This is a genomic window from Streptomyces sp. SD31 (assembly GCF_052068475.1).
Lineage (GTDB): Bacteria > Actinomycetota > Actinomycetes > Streptomycetales > Streptomycetaceae > Streptomyces.
Genome location: NZ_JBQHCX010000007.1, coordinates 216,868 through 231,430, shown reverse-complemented (window position 1 = coordinate 231,430; position 14,563 = coordinate 216,868). Strand labels below are relative to the sequence as shown.

Genomic DNA, 14,563 nt, shown 5'->3' with positions numbered 1-14,563 from the left:
GGTGCGCGTGCTCTCGGCGTGCCGGGCGGAAGTCCTCGTACTGGGCGTACGTGGGCTTTCGCCCGGTGCGGCGAGAGTGCGTGCCAGGCGTCGCGGGGCAGGCGGGAATTGACGACAGGCCCTAGCGCGCCATCTCCTCCTTCAGCGCCGCCACGAACGCGTCCACGTCCTCCTCGGTCGTGTCGAAGGCGCACATCCAGCGCACGACGCCCGCCGACTCGTCCCAGAAGTAGAACCGGAACCGTTTCTGCAGGCGCTCGCTCACGTCGTGCGGGAGCTTGGCGAAGACGCCGTTGGCCTGCACGGGGTAGAGGATCTCGACGCCGTGCACGGCGCGGACGCCCTCGGCCAGCCGCTGGGCCATCTCGTTGGCATGGCGGGCGTTGCGCAGCCACAGGTCCTTGGCGAGCAGGGCCTCCAACTGCACCGACACGAAGCGCATCTTGGAGGCGAGCTGCATGGACAGCTTGCGCAGGTGCTTCAGGTGGCTGACGGCGTCCTGGTTGAGGACGACGACCGCCTCGCCGAACAGCGCGCCGTTCTTGGTGCCGCCGAGGGAGAGGATGTCGACGCCGACCGCGTTGGTGAACGTCCGCATGGGGACGTCCAGGGAGGCGGCCGCGTTGGCTATCCGGGAACCGTCCAGATGCACCTTCATGCCGTGCGCGTGGGCGTGCTCGCAGATCGCGCGGATCTCGTCCGGCGTGTAGAGGGTACCGAGTTCGGTGCTCTGGGTGATCGAGACGACCTGCGGCATCGCCCGGTGCTCGTCCTCCCAGCCGTACGCCTGCTTGTCGATCAGGTCGGGGGTCAGCTTGCCGTCGGGCGTGGGTACGGTGAGCAGCTTGAGCCCGCCGACCCGCTCCGGCGCCCCGCACTCGTCGACGTGGATGTGCGCGCTCTCCGCGCAGATCACCGCGCCCCAGCGGTCGGTGACCGCCTGGAGCGCGACGACGTTGGCGCCGGTGCCGTTGAAGACCGGGAACGCCTCGGCGGTGGCGCCGAAGTGGCTGCGGATGATCCTCTGGAGGTTCTCGGTGTACGCGTCCTCGCCGTAGGCGACCTGGTGCCCGCCGTTGGCCAGAGCCAGGGCGGCGAGCACCTCCGGATGGGCGCCGGCGTAGTTGTCACTGGCGAAACCGCGGACGTCCGGGTCGTGATGGCGGCGGGCGTCGGTCTTCGGAGGGTTCACGGCTTCTCGGTCAGCCACAGACGGTTTCCGTTCACTTCGGCGGCGGGCTTGTCCCAGACGCCCACGACGGCATCGGCCAGGTCCTTGACGTCCGTGAAGCCCGCGAACTTCGCGTTGGGTCGCTCGGCACGCATCGCGTCGTGCACCAACGCCTTCACCACCAGGATGGCAGCCGCGGACGTCGGCCCCTCGGGGCCCCCGGCCTTGCGGAAGGCGTCGGCCAGCGCGAGCGTCCAGGCCTCGGCGGCTGCCTTGGCGGCGGCGTACGAGGCGTTGCCCGCGGTCGGCTTGGAGGCGCCGGCGGCGCTGATCAGCACATACCGTCCGCGGTCGCTGCGCTGCAGGCCCTCGAAGAAGGCCAGTGAGGTGTGCTGCACGGTGCGGATCAGCAGCAGCTCGAGGAACTCCCAGTCGTCGAGGCTCGTCTTGACGAAGGTCTCGCTGCCGCGCCAGCCGCCCACCAGGTGGACCAGGCCGTCGACGCGGCCGAAGTCCTTCTCGATGCGGTTGGCCCAGTCACGGGTCGCCTCGCGGTCGAGCAGGTCGACCGTGTCCCCGACGACGGTGGCACCGCCGTGCGCGTAGCTCGCCGCGTCCACGGCCTCGGCGAGCCGCTCCGGGTCGTTGTCCGAGCCGATGACGGTCGCGCCCGCCTCGGCCAGCCGCAGCAGCGCCGCCCGGCCGGCGGGCCCGCCCGCGCCGGCCACCGCGATCACCGCACCGCTGAGAGCTCCGTTCCCCGCCATTTTCTTCGCCTCCTGAGCAGTGGTGGTGCGGTCGCTCATGCGGCGACCCGCTCGGCGCTGTCCGCCGTGATGCCCTTGGTGGAGGCGATCACGTTCTTGAGCTTCTTGGACAGGGCCTCATAGAACATGCTCAGCGGAAACTCGTCCGGAAGCACGTCATCGACGAGCTTGCGCGGCGGCTGCGTCAGATCGAGGGCGTCCGGGCCCTTGGCCCAGCGGGATCCCGGGTGCGGGGCGAGATAGGTGGAGACCAGCTCGTAGCCGGCGAACCAGTGGACGAGCTTCGGGCGGTCGATGCCGTCGCGGTACAGCTGCTCGATGTCGGCGCACAGCTGGTTGGTGACCTGCGGGGCGCGCTGCCAGTCGATGAACAGCTTGTTGTCGGTCCAGCGGACGACGTCGTGCTTGTGCAGGTAGGCGAAGAGGAGCTGACCGCCGAGGCCGTCGTAGTTGCGGACGCGCTCACCGGTGACCGGGAAGCGGAACATGCGGTCGAAGAGCACCGCGAACTGCACGTCACGAGCCTGCGAGACGCCTTCGGCCTCCAGCTTCACGGCCTCCTTGAAGGCGGTGAGGTCGCAGCGCAGCTCTTCGAGGCCGTACATCCAGAACGGCTGGCGCTGCTTGATCATGAACGGGTCGAACGGCAGGTCGCCGTGGCTGTGGGTGCGGTCGTGGACCATGTCCCACAGCACGAAGGCCTCCTCGCAGCGCTTCTGGTCGTGGACCATCGCCGCGATGTCCTCGGGCAGCTCCAGGCCCAGGATGTCGACGGCGGCGTCCGTGACGCGGCGGAAGCGGGCGGCCTCGCGGTCGCAGAAGATGCCGCCCCAGCTGAACCGCTCCGGAGCCTCGCGCACGGCGATGGTCTCCGGGAAGAGCACCGCGGAGTTGGTGTCGTAGCCCGCCGTGAAGTCCTCGAACTTGATGCCGCAGAACAGCGGGTTGTCGTAGCGGGTGCGCTCCAGCTCGGCCAGCCAGTCCGGCCACACCATGCGCAGCACGACCGCCTCGAGGTTGCGGTCGGGGTTGCCGTTCTGCGTGTACATCGGGAAGACGACCAGGTGCTGGAGGCCGTCCGCGCGGTTCGCGGCGGGCTGGAAGGCCAGCAGGGAGTCGAGGAAGTCCGGCACCTCGAAGCCGCCCTCGGCCCAGCGCTGGAGGTCCTTCATGAGGGCCGCGTGATAGTCGGCGTCGTGCGGCAGCAGCGCGGAGAGCTCCTCGACGGCCTCAACGACACGCCGTACGGCGGCCTCGGCGTCCGCGCGCTCGGGCGCGCCCTCGGCCTCGAAGTCGATCGACCCGTCCTTGGACTGCCATGGCCGGATCCGCTCCACGGCATCCTTGAGCACCGGCCACGCCGGGTGCTCCACCACCCTGGTCGCCGGAGGAACCTGCTCCTCCGAAGCCGCCTGCACAAGAATTTCCGTCATGTCCCATCCTCCACGGGAGAACCTCTCGTAAGCAGACCGTATACATACGAGGTTTCTCCCAGCAAGAGGAGGCTCCGGAAATTATCCTGCCCACGTCCATGGTCACCGCACTTTTTCCTGTTGGTCACCGAGATGGCGCATACCCCGACCGCGCCTGGGCATACGAGGGCCGACGGCGCGGAAGCCCGCGGCGGGCAGTCAATCCCTGGGGGACTCGCCCACCCCAGGGTGACCACGGGAGGGGATGCGATCCAGGCACGCCATGACCACCGCCGCAAACCCGGTGTACACGTGGGGTTCATCACGCGTCGGGGCCACTAGGCTGCGGCACTGCCGCGCGAACAGTCCGCTCCGGTTTGCGCATACGCCGAGCCGCCGTCGACGGAAGCGAGTTGAATCTTGAACTTCCTTACCATCGGTCACCGCGGAGTCATGGGTGTCGAACCCGAGAACACCCTCCGTTCCTTCGTCGCCGCCCAGCAGGCCGGCCTCGACTGCATCGAACTCGATCTCCACCTGAGCAAGGACGGCGCCCTCGTCGTCATGCACGACACCGACGTGGACCGCACGACCGACGGCACCGGCCCGATCGCCGACAAGACCCTCGCCGAGCTGCGCGCCCTGGACGCGGGCCGCGGCGAGCGCGTCCCGGTCTTCGAAGAGGTCCTGGAGGCGGTGCGCTCGCCGCTCCAGGCCGAGATCAAGGACGTCGCGGCGGCTCGGGCGCTCGCGGAGGTGATGACCGGACGTGACCTCGTCTCCCGGGTCGAGGTGTCCTCGTTCCACGACGACGCGGTCGCCGAGATCGCCCGTCTGGTGCCGGGGGTACGGACCGCGCTGATCGCCAGCCGCTACGGCACCGACATCGTGGACCGCGCCGTCGCGGTCGGCGCGAAAACGGTCTGCCTGAACATCCGCCGGCTCACCCTGGAGGTCGTGGAGCACGCCCGCAAGGCGGACCTGAGGATCATCGGCTGGGTGGTCAACACCCAGGACCACCTGCGTCTCGTCAGGGCCCTGCAACTGGACGGCGCCACCACCGACTACCCGGAGATCAAACGCACCGGCCGCTTCACGGCCTAGTCGCCACCGGGCGGAACCATTAAGCGAGCTCCTTGACCAGCAGCTCGAACTGCAAGTCGTCGCGCTGCGGGATGCCGAAGCGCTCGTCGCCGTACGGGAACGGGGTCATCCGTCCCGTACGGCGGTAGCCGCGCCGCTCGTACCAGGCGATCAGGTCGTTCCGTACGGAGATCACGGTCATGTGCATCTCGGTCGCGCCCCACGTCTCGCGAGCCTGCCGCTCCGCCTCCGTGATGATCACCTTGCCCAGGCCCGCGCCCTGGAGTGCCGGGCTGACCGCGAACATCCCGAAGTAGGCGTGGTCGCCGCGGTGTTCGAGCTGGCAGCAGGCGACGATCTGCCCGTCCCGCTCGACCGTCAGCAGCCGGCTGTCGGGCGACTTGATGACCTGCAACACGCCCTCCGGGTCCGTCCGCTGCCCTTCGAGGATGTCCGCCTCCGTCGTCCAGCCGGACCGGCTGGAGTCCCCGCGGTAGGCGGACTCGATCAGCGCGACCAGCGTGTCCACGTCGGCGTCGGTGGCCTCGCGGAAGGTGAGTTCGGTGGCGGCGGGCGTCGCGGCGGCTTCCATGGTGCGCATCTCCACTCTCGGGCGCGGGTCGGGCATCCCTGAGCGTAACGCGCGACTAGGCTCCGGCCGCATGGTGCACGTACTGAGCGGACGGACCCTCCTCCAGCCCGCCGACCCCGAGCGTTCCCGCGTCTTCTACGGCGAGCAATTGGGGCTCGCCGTCTACCGCGAGTTCGGCACGGGGCCGGAGCGGGGCACCGTGTACTTCCTCGGCGGCGGCTTCCTGGAGGTCTCCGGCCGCTCCGAGTCCCCGCCGTCCCCGGCCGTCCGGCTGTGGCTGCAGGTCGAGGACGTGGCGGCGGCGCACGACGAGCTGCGGGGCAAGGGCGTCGAGATCGTGCGGCCGCCGGTGAAGGAGCCGTGGGGGCTGGTCGAGATGTGGATCGCCGATCCGGACGGGACGCGGATCGTGCTGGTGGAGGTGCCGGCGGATCATCCACTGCGGTACCGGCCGGGGATCTGACTCACTGCGGACGGTCTTCCCGGCAGACGGTCGACGCCGCCCAGGCCCAGCCGGTCGGCGGTCTGCCCCAGTAGCCAGTGCTCCAGGGTGTGGGGCGGTGTCGTCCGCCCGGTAGGGCAGCAGACGTACGGCGGTGGCAGCGCCCGCTCCAGGGGTTTGGCCGGTTGGCCGGGGGTCGGCGCGGGGCTTAGCGTGCTGGAGGGGTCCGTGTGTGGAAGGAGCGCCATGAAGCTCGACAAGCCGGTGTCCGGCGGGCCCTGCTGGACCGAGCTCGGGTCCGACGACCTGGCCGCGGCGAAGCGGTTCTACGAGGGGTTGTTCGGCTGGCGTGCCGAGACCGACCCCCGCCAAGAGGCTGGCGGTTACACGATCGCGCATCTCGGGGACGCGGCGGTGGCCGCGCTGACGCCGCTGTACCAGGAGGGGCAGCCGGTGGCGTGGAACGTGTCGTTCGCGGTGCCGGACGCGGACGCCGCCGCCGCGCGGGTGACGGAGGCCGGCGGGTCGGTGCTGGTCGGTCCGATGGACGTGTTCGACGTGGGCCGCTTCGCGGTGGCCGTGGACCCGACGGGCGCGGCCTTCCAGCTGTGGCAGGCGCGGGCCTTCCCGGGCGCGGGGCTGCTCGGCGCGCCCGGCTCGCTGGGCTGGGTGGAGCTGCTGACGCGGGGGCCCGAGCGGGCGGTGGAGTTCTACACGACGGTGTTCGGCTGGAGCGTCAACGCCTCCGAGCACTACACACAGTGGGGCATCGACGGCGCCGATTTCGGCGGCATGGTGACGATGGACGACAAGTTCCCGCACGAGGTGCCGGCGCACTGGCTGCCGTACTTCGCCGTGGACGACGTGGACACGACGACCGCGGACGCCACTCAGGCGGGCGGCACCGCCCTCATGGAGCCCACCTCCGTCCCCGACGGACCGCGCATCGCCGTGCTGCGGGACCCGCAGGGGGCGATGTTCGGCGTGTACCGGGCAGCCGACGAGAAGTGACGGGCCCCGATCCGGTCAGCCGCGCAGCGCCCCCAGCCGCCCTTCCAGCCGGCCGAGCAACTCGCTGAGCAGAACCGCAAGTTCGCCCTGCCCTTGCGAGTCCATGCCGGACAGTACGGCGGTCTCGTACGCGAGTTGCTCGGGCAGGATGCCGTCGACAAGGTCCCGGCCCGCGTCCGTGAGGCGGACGTGGGCGACGCGCCGGTCGCGGGTGTCGCCGCGGCGCTCCACCAGGCCGCGTTCGGTCAGCTGCTTGAGGCGTTTGGTCACGGCGGCGCCCGAGGAGAAGGTCTCGCGGGCGAGTTCGCTGGGGGTCAGTTCGTGGCCGGTGCGGCGCAGCGCGCCGAGCAGGTCGAACTCGGGGCGGCTGAGCCCGGCCCGGCGCAGGGGGGCGTCCTCGGCCTGCTGGAGGAGGGCGGCGCAGCGGTTGATGCGGCCGATGATCTCCATGGGGGCGGTGTCCAGGTCGGGATGGACGGCCTGCCACTGCCGGACCACGGCGGCCACCGTGTCCTGTCTCGTCCCGGTCGGCCCGCCGTTGGTCCCCGTCATGGCCGTACGCCCTCCGTCGTGTTGTCTGTGCGCTGGTCCGGGCGCGGTCCCTGACTCCGCCCCGTCGCCGCGAGCGTACGGGGTCCGGTCCGCTCGGTGCGCACGACCCGCTGCCACCGCCGCTCGGGTACGGCCACGGCGGCGACCAGACCGACGAGCGCGCCGACCAGGGTGTCCGCGACGCGCTCGGTGATCAGCAGCCCGGGTTCCTGGAACCCGGTGAACTCGGTGATGAGCAGTGCCATCGGGGTCACGCAGACGCTGCCGAGCCAGTAGTTGCGGCCGATCAGCGCCTCGGCGCCGAAGTTGAGCGCCAGACAGCACAGGACGAGGGCGACCTCGCCGGTGTGGGCGAGGGGGACCAGCGCGGCGAACAGCAGGACCCCGAGCAGGTTGCCGACGACCCGCTGGACGCCACGACCCCAGGTGAGGGTGAGGTTGGCCTGGTAGAGGGATGCCGCGGTGACCAGGGCCCAGTAGGGGCGGCCGATCCCCAGGGCGAGGGAGGCGTAACCGGCGAGGGCGCAGCCGAGGGCGGTGCGTACGGCGAGCGGGGCGAAAGGGCCGAGGCGGCGCCACAACGGGCGCGGGACTGAGGCGAGTTCGGTGCCGATGCCCGCGAGGTCGTCGACCTCCGGCACAGGCCGGTTGCCGCGCACCTGCCGGGCCCAGCCGCGCAGGAGCCCGGGGTCGGCGTCGGCCGGGGCGGCGAGGGCGACCTCGGCGCGGACGACGAGGCGTTCGAGGGCGCGGCGGGTCTCGGAGGGGCGGCCCGCCCAGTGCAGCGACTGCCGTGCGGCCTGTACGACGGCGGCAGCGGTGGCTTGGGCCCGAGCGCTGTCCTCGCCCGTGCCACCCGTCTCGGCGTACACGGCGGCCGCCTCCAGGGCACCCGCGGTGGCCCGGCGCTCCGGGCCGTGCGGTCGCAGCAGGCCGGGTGCCATGCCGACGAGCCAGGCCCAGGCGCCGGCCGCGGCGGCCGGCGCGAGGTGGCCGGGGATACGGTCGAGGGACTGCGGGGCGAACAGAGCGGCGGAACTGATGAAGGTGAGCACCACGTTGCCGGGCGGACCGATGCGGGTCGCGTCGCACAGCAGCTTCTGCGCGGCGGCCAGCACCGCGCCCGTGGTGACCAGTACGACGGCATCGGCGGTGAGGGAGGCAGCGACCAGGGCGCAGGCGAGACCACCGAGCATGCCGAGCACGACCCACGCCAGGGCCCGGGCCCGGGCGGCGTAGGGGCGGTTATGGGCGTAGAGCGCGCACAAGGAACCGGCCATCGTGTACATCGCCAGGTCCAGTCGGCCGAGCACCAGCAGGGCGAGGTTGGGCGGGGCGACGGCGACGACCACGCTCAGGGCGGGCTTGAACCAGATCTCCGGGGGCCGTCCGAGGCGCAGCACTCCGGCGAGCGGAAGGCGAGTCGTCGTACCGGTCACCAGTTTCATGGCTATCACCTTAGCAAGTGTTTTACTCGTAAAACATGCGCGTGACCTGCCGTGCTCCGCCGAATGCTCCCCGTGTACATCCTTGCGCTCGCGTGCGCACCGCACGGCCCGGGCATCGACGGACTGTCCGAGACCGTCGAGCGGGGAGGGGTGCGCGTGCACGGACCGGCTTGGCACGGCTGGCTGCTGGTGGCGCTGTGTGCGGCGACCGGGGCCTACTGCTTGCTGCGGATGCGCAGCGGCGTCGAGGAGCAGCGCCGGGCCGCGGGCGGCGAGGCTCTGATGGGCTTCGGCATGGCCGCGATGGCGGTGCCCGCCGCGGCGTTCACGCCGCCGTCGTGGGCCTGGCCCGCCTACGCGGCCGTGTTCGGCGCGGCCGCCCTGCACGCCCTGTGGTCGGCGCGGGCGGGCACACACCATCTGCACCATCTGGTGGGAGCCTCTGCCATGGTCTACATGGCGGTCGCGATGGCCGCCTCACCCGGGCACGACGGCGGCCACGGCGGTTCCGGCGTCCCGCTCGTGACGGGTGCTCTGCTCCTGTACTTCATGGGGTACGTCCTGCTGTCCGGCGCCCGGCTGGTGCCCGTGGCCGCCGGTGGCGGGGCCGTCGGATGGGGCGACCGTCCGGAGCTGGCGCGGGCCTGCCGGCTGTCCATGGGGATCGCGATGGTGGCGATGCTGCTGACCCTCTGAAACGGCGCTCCGCAGACCTCGGACACCCCCAACAAGCGCAGACGCCATAGAGGGTGAACCGGCTACTGCCTGTGGCGGGCGTCGCAAACCCACCCCCCCATTGGCCTCTCGCCCCGTCGGTCGGCGAGGATCGCAGTATGCACACCCAGTCCGTCGAGTCCCCGCCCCGTCCGCCGGCCGAGCGCGGCACCACCCGCTGGGCCGGTGGCCTGGCCCTGTGCTCCGCGCTGCTGCTCGCCCTGGTCGCGGTCCGGTGGTACCCGCTGATGACCCTGGACGGCGACATCGCCGAGACCACGCACCGCTGGGCGGTCGATGAGAGTGGCGTCACCCACGCCTTCCGCATCCTCACGGACTGGGTCTGGGATCCGTGGACCATGCGCATCCTGACCGCGGCGGTCGCGATCTGGCTGGTGTGGCGCAGAGCTGCACGCTGGACGGCGGTATGGCTGGTGGCCACATGTGCGCTCGCCACACTGATCCAGCAGACCCTGAAGGCCGTGGTCGACCGACCGCGCCCTGTGTGGCCCGACCCCGTGGACTCCGCCCACTACGCCGCCTTCCCCTCCGGCCACGCCATGACGGCCACGGTCGTGTGCGGCCTGATGCTGTGGCTCCTGCACCACTACGGCGCCGAACGCGCCCTGCGGCGTACGGCCGCCGCCGTGGCCGCGATCTCCGTGGCCGGTGTCGGTCTGACCCGGGTGTGGCTCGGGGTCCACTGGGCCACGGACGTCGTCGGCGGCTGGCTGCTGGGCGCGTTGGTCGTGGTGCTGGCGGTGCGGGTGCACGCCCGTCGGCAGAGCTGAACCGTCCACGTGTGCCGTTGCGGCGATCTTCCGGCGCGGTGGGACGTGGCCCCGTAGGATCCGCGCCATGACCGCAGTCCTGTTCGATTTCTCCGGAACCCTTTTCCGTGTCGAGTCCACCGAGTCCTGGCTGCGCGGAACACTCGCCGAGGCCCGGATGGAGCTTGCCGAGGCCGAGTTGGTGGAGGCGGCTCAGGCACTGGAGGCGATGGGGGCGCTGCCCGGCGGGGCCGATCCCTCCTGGCTGCCCGAGGACGTCGCGAGTGTGTGGGGGGTCCGGGACAAGAGCGCGGAGCTGCACCGGGCCGCCTACACCGGGCTCTCCCGGCATGTGCCGCTCCCGGACGACCGGTTGCACGACCTGCTCTACGACCGCCACATGGCCCCGGCCGCGTGGGCGCCGTACCCGGACGCCGCCGAGGTACTGGGGACGCTGCGCGAGCGGGGCATCGGTGTCGGGGTGGTCAGCAACATCGGCTGGGATCTGCGGCCGGTCTTCCGGGAGCACGGACTCGATCCGTACGTGGACACGTATGTGCTGTCGTACGAGCACGGCATCCAGAAGCCCGACCCCCGGCTCTTCGCGGCCGCCTGCGCGGAACTCGACGCCGATCCGCGCGACGTGGTGATGGTCGGCGACAACCGGCGGGCGGACGGCGGTGCGGCGGCCCTGGGCTGCGCCGTGCACTTCGTGGACCATCTGCCGGCGGCTCAGCGGCCGGACGCGTTGCGGCCGGTGCTGGATCTCGTGAGCGCCGCGCGGGCGAACGGGCGCTGACCGCACAGGGACAACAGGCCTCGGGCCGCCACCCCGAGGCGCTCACCGGCCTCGGACGATCCCCCGCGTCGCCCGAGGCAGGCGGCAGCCCTGACCAGGTCGTATCGAGGCCCGGGCCGGATGCGTTGAGTATAGTTGGCTGGCAGCCAGTCAACGCAGGAGTTACAGCATGTCCCCGCGCAGCGCCTCGGTCAATGAAGAGTTGCGGCGGCGTTCCCGGGAGCGGCTTCTGCAGGCGGCGGTGGAACTGGTCGGCGAGCGCGGCTACGAGGCCACCACGCTGGGCGACATCGCGGACAGAGCGGGTTCGGCGCGCGGTCTGGTGTCGTACTACTTCCCCGGCAAGCGTCAGTTGGTACAGGCCGCCGTGCACCGGCTGATGCACCGCACGCTGGAGGAGGCGCTGGAGCGCGAGCCGCGTGCCGAGGACGGCCGGGAGCGGATGGCGCGGGCCATCGACGCGGTCCTGGGCCTGGCCCGCGACCGGCCCGTGCTGATGCGCCAGCACATGGCGGGGATCCTGCAGGCCGAGGGCTTCTTCCAGTGCCCGGACCAGCGGCGCCTGGCCGAGCTGTTGCGGGACACCTGCGTACGGTACGGCTCGCGGGACGTCGACGCCGACTACCCGATGCTGCGCGCGCTGCTCATGGGCGCGGTGTTCTCGGCGCTGGTGCCCGGCGTGCCGATGCCCGTGCCGGTGCTGCGCGCCGAGTTGTTCAAGCGCTACGGGCTGGAGTGGGAGATGGGAGTCCCGCCGGACACGGGTGGCGTGCCCGGCGGGACGTGCGACACGGATCTGTCGCGCTTTTTCGCGACCGGGGCTGCCCCCGGCCGCCCGGACCGTCAGTCGAAGTAGTCGGGCTGGGTCTGGACGTTGAGCTCGCGCATCCTGACCCAGCGGGCCTGGTCCGTGCGCCGGTCGTCGATCTTCAGGACGTCGAAGCCCCTGGCCAACTCGTTCGAGTAGATGTAGCCGTTGTAGTAGTACGCCGACCACGAGCCGCCCGAACCGATGGTGTCGGTGGTCAGCGGGCCCCGGTCGAAGTAGGCGATCTCCTTCGGGTCGGCCGAGTCGGTGAAGTCCCATACGGAGACGCCGCCCTGGTACCAGCCCTGGACCATGATGTCCTTGCCCTTGACCGGAATCAGCGAGCCGTTGTGGGCGACACAGTTCTCGGTGTCCGCCTGGTGGCGGGGGATCTTGAAGTAGCTGCGGAAGACGAGCTTGCGCTTGTCTCCCTTGCCGACGACGTCGTAGATGCCGTTGGCACCGCGGTTCGGGCCGATCTGCGCGTTGCAGGTGGCCGCGGTGCCGCCGCCGAGCTCGTCGGTGAAGACGATTTTGTTCGCCTTCTGATTGAAGGTCGCCGAGTGCCAGAACGCGAAGTTCACGTCGTCCCTGACCCAGTCGATGACCTTGGGATGCTCCGGATCCTCGACGGACAGCAGGATGCCGTCGCCCATGCAGGCACCCGCGGCGAGGTCCTTCGACGGCAGCACCGTGATGTCGTGGCAGCCGGTGGTCTTGCGGACGCCCGTGGGCGGGCCCGGGTTGCCGCCGCCGTCCGGCCCCTCACCGGGGAAGAGCACCGGGAAGTTCACGACCGCCGCCTTCTCCGGGGCGTATCGCGGCACCTTGATGACGGAGATGCCGTCGTGCGGGGGCTGACAGTCGGGATAGGTGGCGTTCGGGGCGTACGAGGAGACGTAGACGTAGACGTTCCTGCGCTCCGGCAGGAGCGTGTGGGTGTGCGAGCCGCAGGCGGTCTCGACCGCGGCGACGTACTCGGGGTTCGTCTTGTCGCTGATGTCGAAGACCTTCATGCCCTCCCACGAGGACTTCTCGGTCGCGGGCTGTGTGGTGCTGTTGCAACTGCTGTCGCTGCGCGAGGAGTCGGTGGACAGGAACAACAGGTTGCCGGAGACGGAGATGTCGTTCTGCGAGCCGGGGCACAGGACCTGGGCGATGGTCTTCGGCGCCTTCGGGTTGCTGATGTCGAAGATACGGAAGCCGTCGAAGTTGCCGGCGAAGGCGTAGTCGCCCTGGAAGGCGAGGTCCGAATTGGTGCCGGCCAGCACGTCCTTGGGGACGTTGGCCACGTGCTTGATGTTGTCGGAGTGGACGATCTCGTCCTGACCGGGTATCTCGCCGTTCGCGAGAGCCTCCCGCACTTCGGCCCGGGTTCTCTCGGAGACCTCCTGCTCCGCGACAGGGCCGTCCCCCGGGTCGGGGATCGCGGCGGCCGGCTGCGCGGTGAGCAACGCGGCCAGGAGTCCGGCGGCGGCAGCGGTGACTGCCAGGCGTCTGCGCCGTGTTCGGGGATTACTGAACAGGATCACTGTTTCCTCCCTTGGTCCGTTCGCACTGGAACGGTTCACGCAAGCCCGAGTATCGTCCTCGTCATGCGCATATCAATAGGGGGCAATGAACCTGTAACGCGGACACCGTTGCGCCAAGGGTCCCTCGCCACGGCGACGTTGGCCGCCCTGGCCATGCTCGTGCTCGGCGGCTGCGACTCCGACTCCGACTCCGACGCCAAGTCGGCCCAGGAGAGCGGGCCTTCGGTGATCGTGCCGGGCAAGCCCGGCGAGGCGAACCGGAAGATGTCCGCCGAGGAGGCCGCACGGCAGCGCGCCGAGGACGACTCCCCCAACTCGGCGGACGTCGCCTACGCGCGAATGATGGTCGAGCACCACATCCAGGCCCTGGCGATGACCGAACTCGCCCCGGACCGTGCCGAGTCGGCGAAGGTCAAGGCTCTCGCCGAGCGGATCGCCGCCGCGCAGGGTCCGGAGATCACCGCCATGAAGGGCTGGCTGAAGAAGCACGGCAAGTCCGAGAAGGCCGACCAGAGCGACGGTCATGATCACGCCTCGATGCCCGGGATGGCGACCGAGGCTCAGCTGGCGAAGCTGCGCGCCGCGCGGGGGAAGGCGTTCGACCAGCTTTTCCTGACGCTGATGATCACCCATCACGACGGGGCGATCACCATGGCCACGGATGTGAAGGGGCAGGGCAACAACATCCAGATCGAGGAGATGGCCGACGAGGTGGTCGCTCAGCAGACGAGCGAGATCACGCGGATGCGGGACATGCTCTGACGGACCCGGCCTTCGTGGTCCGCTGCAGCGGCCGCGCTCAGCGGCGGGCGCGGCGCCGGGTCAGGAAGCCCGCGTCGCGCGCCTGGCCGATCAGCCGGAGTGACTTGCGGCGGCCGTGTCCCGTCGCGCTCATCACCGCGAGGACGGGGTCGGTGCCCTCCTCCTGCGCCGCGCGGTATTTCTGCGCGACGAGCCACTGCCCCTCGACGCCCCCCGGCCAGACCGTCCGGTCCGGGCTCGGGCCGAGGTCCTCGCGGTCGGGCTCATTGCCGATCCCGACCGCGTCGAAGAGCGGAGCCTCGATCCAGTCGGCGAGCGATGTCAGGTCGTCGAGGGACAGCGCCGGCTCGGCCCGTACGTCCTCGATGGAGACGCACCCCTCGCACACCACGGCGAGTGCCTCGACCCGGGCGCCGTCACCGAACTCCAGCCGGACCCCGAACCACGCCGTGGCTCCGGCGTCGTCCCGCACTTCCCACGCGGGCCACACGCACACGGCGCCGTCGGTCGCAGAGCGATCGGAAAGATTAAGAAAGGATGCTTCCAGCACACACGCAACGTAACCTCATGATCACACTCCATACGAACGAACACGCTTCCCGTCCGGCGCACAGCACCCTGTCAGCGGAGCGGCCGCGGTGCGATGCTGGACTCGAGAGCGACTCCTGAAGATCCCCCGAAGATCCCGGAAGGTCCCCGA

The 14,563-nt window shown here is 70.7% G+C and carries 16 protein-coding genes; 8 read left to right on the top strand and 8 right to left on the bottom strand.

The annotated features are described in order from the left end of the window. Positions 1 to 121: 121 nt before the first annotated feature. From ACTMVF_RS17370 to ACTMVF_RS17360, 3 genes are read right to left on the bottom strand one after another with little or no spacing between them, the layout of a single operon-like run. Complete coding sequence (locus ACTMVF_RS17370; RefSeq protein ID WP_441271939.1) at positions 122 to 1,192, bottom strand: threonine aldolase family protein; 1,071 nt, start codon at positions 1,190 to 1,192, stop codon at positions 122 to 124. Continuing rightward, the gene (locus ACTMVF_RS17365) at positions 1,189 to 1,977 is read right to left on the bottom strand and encodes an SDR family NAD(P)-dependent oxidoreductase (protein WP_441271938.1); all 789 of its coding nucleotides are present in this window, start codon (positions 1,975 to 1,977) and stop codon (positions 1,189 to 1,191) included. Before ACTMVF_RS17365 ends, ACTMVF_RS17370 begins: the two co-directional genes overlap by 4 nt. Beyond that, positions 1,974 to 3,371 (bottom strand): DUF6421 family protein, encoded by a 1,398-nt coding sequence (locus ACTMVF_RS17360; RefSeq protein WP_441271937.1) that lies wholly within the window; start codon positions 3,369 to 3,371, stop codon positions 1,974 to 1,976. The genes ACTMVF_RS17365 and ACTMVF_RS17360 overlap by 4 nt, the downstream gene beginning before the upstream one ends. Before the next feature lie 399 nt (positions 3,372 to 3,770). Between ACTMVF_RS17360 and ACTMVF_RS17355 the strand changes: the two genes are divergently transcribed. Next, a complete protein-coding gene (locus tag ACTMVF_RS17355) occupies positions 3,771 to 4,454 on the top strand; it encodes a glycerophosphodiester phosphodiesterase (protein ID WP_441271936.1) in 684 nt (227 codons plus the stop codon). A gap of 19 nt (positions 4,455 to 4,473) precedes the next feature. Here the strand turns inward: ACTMVF_RS17355 and ACTMVF_RS17350 are convergent, their stop codons facing one another. Next, a complete protein-coding gene (locus ACTMVF_RS17350) occupies positions 4,474 to 5,025 on the bottom strand; it encodes a GNAT family N-acetyltransferase (protein WP_441272092.1) in 552 nt (183 codons plus the stop codon). Between the two features lie 70 nt (positions 5,026 to 5,095). Here ACTMVF_RS17350 and ACTMVF_RS17345 point away from each other — a divergent pair, with 70 nt between their 5' ends. Beyond that, positions 5,096 to 5,488: a VOC family protein gene (locus ACTMVF_RS17345; protein ID WP_441271935.1), complete on the top strand. Its 393-nt coding sequence runs from the start codon at positions 5,096 to 5,098 to the stop codon at positions 5,486 to 5,488. A gap of 225 nt (positions 5,489 to 5,713) precedes the next feature. Continuing rightward, complete coding sequence (locus ACTMVF_RS17340) at positions 5,714 to 6,478, top strand: VOC family protein (RefSeq protein ID WP_441271934.1); 765 nt, start codon at positions 5,714 to 5,716, stop codon at positions 6,476 to 6,478. Between the two features lie 15 nt (positions 6,479 to 6,493). Here ACTMVF_RS17340 and ACTMVF_RS17335 read toward each other — a convergent pair whose 3' ends face one another. After that, a complete protein-coding gene (locus tag ACTMVF_RS17335) occupies positions 6,494 to 7,030 on the bottom strand; it encodes a MarR family winged helix-turn-helix transcriptional regulator (RefSeq protein ID WP_441271933.1) in 537 nt (178 codons plus the stop codon). Then, entirely contained in the window at positions 7,027 to 8,478 is a 1,452-nt protein-coding gene (locus ACTMVF_RS17330; protein ID WP_441271932.1) for an FUSC family protein, read from the bottom strand. Before ACTMVF_RS17330 ends, ACTMVF_RS17335 begins: the two co-directional genes overlap by 4 nt. 156 nt (positions 8,479 to 8,634) lie before the next feature. On the opposite strand from ACTMVF_RS17330, the gene ACTMVF_RS17325 reads away from it, so the two are divergent. From ACTMVF_RS17325 to ACTMVF_RS17310, 4 genes are all read left to right on the top strand, one after another. Further along, positions 8,635 to 9,174 carry a DUF5134 domain-containing protein gene (locus ACTMVF_RS17325; protein WP_441272091.1) on the top strand — a complete coding sequence of 180 codons (540 nt, stop codon included), beginning with the start codon at positions 8,635 to 8,637 and terminating at the stop codon, positions 9,172 to 9,174. 137 nt (positions 9,175 to 9,311) lie between these two features. Then, the gene (locus ACTMVF_RS17320; protein WP_441271931.1) at positions 9,312 to 9,983 is read left to right on the top strand and encodes a phosphatase PAP2 family protein; all 672 of its coding nucleotides are present in this window, start codon (positions 9,312 to 9,314) and stop codon (positions 9,981 to 9,983) included. Between the two features lie 67 nt (positions 9,984 to 10,050). Beyond that, the gene (locus ACTMVF_RS17315; protein ID WP_441271930.1) at positions 10,051 to 10,761 is read left to right on the top strand and encodes an HAD family hydrolase; all 711 of its coding nucleotides are present in this window, start codon (positions 10,051 to 10,053) and stop codon (positions 10,759 to 10,761) included. Positions 10,762 to 10,930: 169 nt separating this feature from the next. After that, a complete protein-coding gene (locus tag ACTMVF_RS17310) occupies positions 10,931 to 11,617 on the top strand; it encodes a TetR/AcrR family transcriptional regulator (protein WP_441271929.1) in 687 nt (228 codons plus the stop codon). Here the strand turns inward: ACTMVF_RS17310 and ACTMVF_RS17305 are convergent. Beyond that, positions 11,605 to 13,101: an LVIVD repeat-containing protein gene (locus tag ACTMVF_RS17305; protein ID WP_441271928.1), complete on the bottom strand. Its 1,497-nt coding sequence runs from the start codon at positions 13,099 to 13,101 to the stop codon at positions 11,605 to 11,607. The genes ACTMVF_RS17310 and ACTMVF_RS17305 overlap by 13 nt on opposite strands. 153 nt (positions 13,102 to 13,254) lie before the next feature. On the opposite strand from ACTMVF_RS17305, the gene ACTMVF_RS17300 reads away from it, so the two are divergent. Then, positions 13,255 to 13,863 (top strand): DUF305 domain-containing protein, encoded by a 609-nt coding sequence (locus ACTMVF_RS17300; RefSeq protein ID WP_441272090.1) that lies wholly within the window; start codon positions 13,255 to 13,257, stop codon positions 13,861 to 13,863. A gap of 37 nt (positions 13,864 to 13,900) precedes the next feature. Here the strand turns inward: ACTMVF_RS17300 and ACTMVF_RS17295 are convergent, their stop codons facing one another. Next, positions 13,901 to 14,359, bottom strand: a complete 459-nt coding sequence (locus ACTMVF_RS17295; RefSeq protein WP_441271927.1) for a DUF6214 family protein — start codon at positions 14,357 to 14,359, stop codon at positions 13,901 to 13,903. Positions 14,360 to 14,563 lie beyond the last annotated feature (204 nt).

Excerpts from the sequence above, each read along its gene's own strand:
- ACTMVF_RS17360 (WP_441271937.1), bottom strand. The coding sequence starts at position 3,371 with ATGACGGAAATTCTTGTGCAGGCGGCTTCGGAGGAGCAGGTTCCTCCG.
- ACTMVF_RS17310 (WP_441271929.1), top strand. The coding sequence starts at position 10,931 with ATGTCCCCGCGCAGCGCCTCGGTCAATGAAGAGTTGCGGCGGCGTTCC.
- ACTMVF_RS17320 (WP_441271931.1), top strand. The coding sequence starts at position 9,312 with ATGCACACCCAGTCCGTCGAGTCCCCGCCCCGTCCGCCGGCCGAGCGC.
- ACTMVF_RS17315 (WP_441271930.1), top strand. The coding sequence starts at position 10,051 with ATGACCGCAGTCCTGTTCGATTTCTCCGGAACCCTTTTCCGTGTCGAG.
- ACTMVF_RS17300 (WP_441272090.1), top strand. The coding sequence starts at position 13,255 with ATGCTCGTGCTCGGCGGCTGCGACTCCGACTCCGACTCCGACGCCAAG.
- ACTMVF_RS17335 (WP_441271933.1), bottom strand. The coding sequence starts at position 7,030 with ATGACGGGGACCAACGGCGGGCCGACCGGGACGAGACAGGACACGGTG.
- ACTMVF_RS17330 (WP_441271932.1), bottom strand. The coding sequence starts at position 8,478 with ATGAAACTGGTGACCGGTACGACGACTCGCCTTCCGCTCGCCGGAGTG.
- ACTMVF_RS17365 (WP_441271938.1), bottom strand. The coding sequence starts at position 1,977 with ATGAGCGACCGCACCACCACTGCTCAGGAGGCGAAGAAAATGGCGGGG.
- ACTMVF_RS17345 (WP_441271935.1), top strand. The coding sequence starts at position 5,096 with ATGGTGCACGTACTGAGCGGACGGACCCTCCTCCAGCCCGCCGACCCC.
- ACTMVF_RS17350 (WP_441272092.1), bottom strand. The coding sequence starts at position 5,025 with ATGGAAGCCGCCGCGACGCCCGCCGCCACCGAACTCACCTTCCGCGAG.
- ACTMVF_RS17340 (WP_441271934.1), top strand. The coding sequence starts at position 5,714 with ATGAAGCTCGACAAGCCGGTGTCCGGCGGGCCCTGCTGGACCGAGCTC.